The 3,562-nt window shown below is 72.8% G+C and carries 6 protein-coding genes; all 6 read right to left on the bottom strand.

The features are described from left to right. Positions 1–148 precede the first annotated feature (148 nt). The 6 genes from AB0M08_RS47285 to AB0M08_RS47260 all read right to left on the bottom strand — a co-directional run bounded on the left by AB0M08_RS47285 (position 149) and on the right by AB0M08_RS47260 (position 3,346). Entirely contained in the window at positions 149–481 is a 333-nt protein-coding gene (locus AB0M08_RS47285; RefSeq protein ID WP_364508879.1) for a hypothetical protein, read from the bottom strand. Then, the gene (locus tag AB0M08_RS47280; RefSeq protein WP_364508877.1) at positions 478–1,089 is read right to left on the bottom strand and encodes a hypothetical protein; all 612 of its coding nucleotides are present in this window, start codon (positions 1,087–1,089) and stop codon (positions 478–480) included. Before AB0M08_RS47280 ends, AB0M08_RS47285 begins: the two co-directional genes overlap by 4 nt. A 173-nt stretch (positions 1,090–1,262) precedes the next feature. After that, on the bottom strand, positions 1,263–1,889 hold the full coding sequence (locus AB0M08_RS47275) for a hypothetical protein (protein WP_364508875.1): 627 nt from the start codon (positions 1,887–1,889) through the stop codon (positions 1,263–1,265). Positions 1,890–2,022: 133 nt separating this feature from the next. Next, positions 2,023–2,370, bottom strand: a complete 348-nt coding sequence (locus AB0M08_RS47270; protein WP_364508873.1) for a hypothetical protein — start codon at positions 2,368–2,370, stop codon at positions 2,023–2,025. Beyond that, positions 2,367–2,921, bottom strand: a complete 555-nt coding sequence (locus AB0M08_RS47265; protein ID WP_364508871.1) for a hypothetical protein — start codon at positions 2,919–2,921, stop codon at positions 2,367–2,369. The genes AB0M08_RS47270 and AB0M08_RS47265 overlap by 4 nt, the downstream gene beginning before the upstream one ends. Further along, entirely contained in the window at positions 2,918–3,346 is a 429-nt protein-coding gene (locus tag AB0M08_RS47260; RefSeq protein WP_364508869.1) for a hypothetical protein, read from the bottom strand. The genes AB0M08_RS47265 and AB0M08_RS47260 overlap by 4 nt, the downstream gene beginning before the upstream one ends. Positions 3,347–3,562 lie beyond the last annotated feature (216 nt).

Genomic DNA, 3,562 nt, shown 5'->3' with positions numbered 1-3,562 from the left:
TGGACGCGCCAGCGGCCAGGCCCGGACACGCCCGGCCTCGGCGGGAGCGACGGTCAGCACCACCCACCCCGATACGACAAAACGCCCTTGACCTTTGGTTTTGGGGTGGTGGTTTGGTGATGCTGGCGGCATCGGGGGTGGGGGAGGTTTAGAAGGGGCGGGGGCCGTAGCGGGGGGTGGATTCGTGGAGTTTTTCGTCGGGGTGGACGGTCCATTCGCCGGTGAAGTCGTTGCCGCCGTGGTCGTGGAGCCAGAGGTGGTAGAGGCGTGCGCAGGTGCGGCAGCGAACGAGGTGGAGTTGTTCGGCGGCGGGGAGGGTGACGGATTGGTTGTCGTGGCAGGGGAGCCAGGCGCGGGTGCGGCCGGTGGGGGTGTTGTCGGTGTGGCGGAGCACGGTGCGGCCGGGTTGGAGCCAGGTGAGGTCGGGCAGGGCCTGGTCGACGTCGAGGTGGGTTGGCTCGTCGGTGCTGGTGCTGGTCATGGCGTGTGGGTGGTGGTGGGGCGGCCGCTGGCGTCGCCGCGGCCGCGGCCCGGGCGGCCGGGGTGGTGGGCGGTGAGGGTGCTGCGGTACCAGGCGCGGTGGGTGTAGGGCCCGAAGGTGGAGTCGTTGCGGGGTTCCTCGACGTCGGGCTGGGGCAGGATCGGTCGGCCTGGTGTCTCGCCGGTCCAGTGGGGCACGGAGCGGCGGATGTAGGAGCGCAGGGTGGCTTCGGTGATGTGCAGGGCGTCAGCGGCTTCGGGGCCGGCGAGGAGGTCGTCGGGGTTGCCGTCTTTGACTGGTGGGGCTTTCTGGGCGGCGGTGCGCTCGGCGAGGATGGCGAGGTAGGCGTCGACGCCGTGGTCGCCGGCAAATGGGTACCAGAGTTCGCGGCCGATTTTGGGTCCGTGGGGGTGGGGGAAGTCGGGGTCTTTGGAGGCGCGGACGTTGACGGAGTTGCCGGGTTTCCATCCGGCGAGGTGGGCGATGCCGGCGCGGTTGGTGCAGAGCTGGCCGTCGTGGTGGCGGGTGGGGACCTGTGGGTCGTCGACGTCGGCGGTGGGTGGGCCGGTGATGCTGGCGGCATCGTGGGTGTGGTCGGCGTCGGTCACGTGGTCCTCGCGGGTTCGGCGGAAGGCGGCGGGTGCCGTGCCGAGGCCGGTGAGGTAGGGCGGTGGCGCGGCGGTACGGCGGCGGCGCCGGGCCGGCTTCGGCTGCCGGGGGCGTGCTGCGGTACGCCGGTCAGGGTATCGGGCTGGTGCGGGGCCGGGCGGCGGGGCGGGCGTCATGGCGTGGTCTCCGGGGTGTCGTGGTTGAGCGCGTCGTGCTGGCGGGCGAGTTCGTAGAGGGCGGTGGCGTGGCGGAGGTGGTCGAGGAGCTCGTGTTCAAGTTCTTCGATGCGGGTCTTGATGGGGGCGATGGCGGAGCGGTGGAGCTCGTGCAGTCGGTGGCGGGCGGTGCGCCGGGCGGCGGTGAGGATGAGCTCGTCGCGGTCGGGCCGGGTATGCCAGAGGCGGACGAGGGCGTGGATGACGGCGGAGCCGTAGCGGTTGGTGGCGTCGGGGACGCGGATGCTGGTGTAGGGGCCGGTGGCCCGATGCAGCCAGAGGGTGTGGTTGGCGCTGGCGAGGTATTCGGCGGGGTCGAGGATGACGCCACCAACGAGGGTCACGCCGTTGATGACGGGCCGGTGGGGTCGCTCGTGGTCGCGGGTGGCGTATTCGCCGAAGGTGAGGTGCACCGCGGTGGGGATGGGTTCGGCGCCGCGTAGCTCGGGGTTGATCAGGATGGTGCCGGCGGCACGAGGGCCTTTGAAGCGGTAGCGGATCTCGCCGGTGGCGGGGTTGGCGGTCTCGGCGATGTTGACGGGCGGGTAGGGCGCGGGGAGCTGGACTCGGCGGCGGGTGATCACGGTGGCTCCTAGTCGGGGTGATGCTGGCGGCATCCGGGCGGCGGGTGCCGGGCCGCTTGATGCGTCCCGGCACCCGGAGTTCGCTCGGGCTCGGTGATCTGCGGTGCCGGGCGCGGCCGGGCGCCCATGCGGCTCAGTAGCCGTCGCAGTGTCGGCACATGCGGCAGGTGTGGGGGCCGTGGCTCGCGCGGGGGACGTAGAACTCGCCGTCGCACCATTGGCAGGCGACGCGTTGGTTGCCGCGGGCGGCCTGCCTGATGTCTTCGGCCTCTTCGTTGGCGAGTTCGACGCGTTGGGTGGCGTCGAGGAGGAGGTCTTCCATCGTGTCCGCGATCGCGTCGAGGGTGAGGGTGGTCTCGATGCATTCGGCGGTGAGTTCGTCCCACAGGTCGTAGACCTGGTCGAGGAGCCGACGTCGGCGACCGGGCGAGAACATCTGGAGGGGGAAGGCGGGGGCGGCAGGGGTGATGGGTTTGGTCATCGGGCGGTGCTCGGGAGGGTCTCGGCGTCGTCGGCGATGCGTCCGGCGAGGTAGAAGACGTCGCTGAGGGCGCGGAGCAGGTCGCCAGTGAGGTAGCGGGGGCGTAGGTCGGGCAGGTCGAGCTCGGTGACGGCGCCGTTGAGGTCGAGGGTCAGCGCGCCGCTGGGGCTGCGTCCGTAGAGCGCGCATCCGGGGGTGGCCCGGCCGGCGAGGGTGGCGGCGATTTCGGCTCGCTGGTTGCAGGGGCCGTGGACGGCGCCGAGGGCGGCGGCGTGCTGCAGGTGGGGGATCAGCGCGGGGAGGTCGCGTCTGCGTCGGGGTGTGGCGACGAGGATGCGGTAGCCGGTGTTGTCGATGTAGAGGCGCAGGCCGGCGGGCTCGATGCGGAAGTCGAGGTGCTGGTGGACGCGGGCGGCGCGGTCGTTGTCCGGCTGCTGGGCGGCGGGCATGGGGGTGGTGGGTCCTTTCTGGTGGGTGATGCTGGCGGCATCGCCGGGGCGGCCGCCCGGGTGCGTGGCGGCGCCCGGGGCGGCGGGGTGTCGGCTGGTCACCACAGCAGGTCGATCGGGGTGGTGGGGGCGACGTAGAGGCTGGGGAGCAGGGGTTCGGCGGCCGGGTAGGGTCCGGAGAAGTGCAGGTGGCGCCAGCCGTCGGGCTTGTCGGTGATGTCGACGATGGTGTGGACGTGTCCGGCTGGGGCGGGGCCGCGGCTGCGGTTGAGGATGATGACGTGGCCGGGTTCGAGTTCGGCGGGGGCGGTGGGCTTGCCGTCGGGGAGCGGCCACGATTCGGCCCAGATGTCGAGGAAGCCGGTGGCGTGGGGGCCGAGGGCGGCGGTGTCGATGCGGGCGGCGGCGAGCCAGGCGGCGATGCCCGGTCCGCCGTGCTCGCCGGTGGTTTTGCCGCAGGCGAGCGCGGTCATCACGATGTCGTGCAGTTGGACGATGCGGGCGCGGTCGGTGGGGTTGAGGGTCATGGCGGTGCCTTTCGGGTGGAGCGGCCTGGAGCCGGTCGGTCGGGTGGTTGGGCGGTGATGCCGGCGGCATGGCGCGGTGCGGGAGCCGCGCGGGGTTGAGCCGGGGGTGCGGGGGCGGCGCGTGAGCGCCCCGCCCGGGTCCGGGGCGGTCGCTGCGCACCCGACCCCCGGGAGGTTCGGGGTGCGCGGACGCGGGGGGGGGTGCGCGTCCGGCGC

It is taken from the genome of Actinoplanes sp. NPDC051851 (assembly GCF_040681165.1).
Taxonomy (GTDB): domain Bacteria; phylum Actinomycetota; class Actinomycetes; order Mycobacteriales; family Micromonosporaceae; genus Actinoplanes.
The sequence above is the reverse complement of the archived record's forward strand: the minus strand, read 5'-3'. Positions and strand labels throughout refer to the sequence as shown.